This is a genomic window from Halomonas sp. PBN3, assembly GCF_000475415.1.
GTDB lineage: Bacteria > Pseudomonadota > Gammaproteobacteria > Pseudomonadales > Halomonadaceae > Halomonas > Halomonas shengliensis.
Genome location: NZ_AXCA01000180.1, coordinates 1 through 1,448, shown reverse-complemented (window position 1 = coordinate 1,448; position 1,448 = coordinate 1). Strand labels below are relative to the sequence as shown.

At 62.6% G+C, this 1,448-nt stretch carries 1 protein-coding gene; it reads left to right on the top strand.

From position 1 onward, the window contains the following. The first annotated feature begins 102 nt into the window (after nt 1-102). On the top strand, nt 103-1,143 hold the full coding sequence (locus Q673_RS31715; RefSeq protein WP_023006782.1) for an IS110 family transposase: 1,041 nt from the start codon (nt 103-105) through the stop codon (nt 1,141-1,143). Nucleotides 1,144-1,448 lie beyond the last annotated feature (305 nt).

The window sequence follows — 1,448 nt, the reverse complement described above, 5'->3', positions numbered from 1 at the left end:
TCGGTAGCAATGGGATGGAGTCCTCCCCACCCTATATCGGCGTCGTTGCGCCACACTGGTGGGCGAGAACACCAACCAGCCTGAGGGTGAGGAGAACTCGTCATGAACATTACCCGTGTCGGCGTCGATATCGCAAAGTCTGTTTTTCATGTCCACGGCGTCGATCGCCATGATCAGGTGCAGTGGCAAGGTAAGTACACCCGCGAAAAATGGCTGAATGCGGTCAGCAAGCGGGTGCCGGCGGGAGCCGAGATCGGCATGGAAGCCTGTGCCTCGTCTCACTTCTGGGCGCGGGCCCTGCAGGCGCGGGGGTATCGCGTCAAGTTGATCGCCGCACAGTTCGTGACGCCCTACGTGAAGAGCAACAAGAATGACCGGGTCGACGCCGAAGCGATCTGTGAAGCCATGGGGCGGCCCAGTATGCGCTTCGTGGCCGTCAAGAGCGTCGCTCAGCAGGATACCCAGGCGGCACACCGCATTCGTGAAGAGCTGGTACGGCAGCGCACGGCCAAGGCCAACCAGATACGCGGGCTGGTGGGGGAGTATGGCCTGGTCGCTCCGGTGGGTATCGGTCAGTTGCGTGCCGCCCTGCCTCGCTGGCTGGAAGCGGCAGACAACGGGCTGACGGATGCCTTTCGTGTCCTGCTTGCCGGCCTTGCCGAGGATCTGCGCCACCTGGATGAGCGCATCGCGACGGTCACGGCGAGCCTCGAGCGACAGGCCAAGACCGACCCCGTGGCCAAGCGGCTGATGACGCTGCAGGGTATCGGTCCACTGACCGCCACCGCGCTGGCCGGCGCCCTCGGCGATGGCAAGAGCTTTCGGCGGGGGCGAGATTTTGCCGCCTCGCTCGGCTTGACGCCGCGACAGCACAGCACCGGGGGGCGAGACCGCCTGCTGGGCATCAGCAAACGCGGTGACAGTTACCTGCGCAAGCTACTGGTGCATGGCGCGCGCTCGGTGCTCCGGCATGTGGGCACCAAGGACGACGGCCTGAGCCAGTGGGTCAGGCACCTGGCCGAGCACAAGCATGCCAATGTGGCGGTCGTCGCACTGGCCAACAAGACGGCACGGATCGCCTGGGCGGTAACCCGCCATGAGACGGCCTATGATGCGTCGCTGGCGTCGCGGCTGTCGGCATGAAAAACGATTGGATTTAGCACGTTAGTGTAATATTGAGCATCGTCCACCACGATTGCTGAGCATGCTGCAGGATGGCGAACAGGTCGAACCGACGTCAGACAACCCCTTCTGGACGCTGAGCCTTTTGAGCTCGAGGTAGCGATTGGGAGCTGACGTGCGGATAGCCCATCAAGGTCCGATGCTCATCAGAGCATCATTAACGAGACCGGATATACGTGTGCAGTCGTACCTACCGACCATCGTGCCTCGTGCTTGCAAACGGGGAGGACTCCATATACGTACAGGGAGGTATTCACAGCGCCTCC

Excerpts from the sequence above, each read along its gene's own strand:
- Q673_RS31715 (WP_023006782.1), top strand. The coding sequence starts at position 103 with ATGAACATTACCCGTGTCGGCGTCGATATCGCAAAGTCTGTTTTTCAT.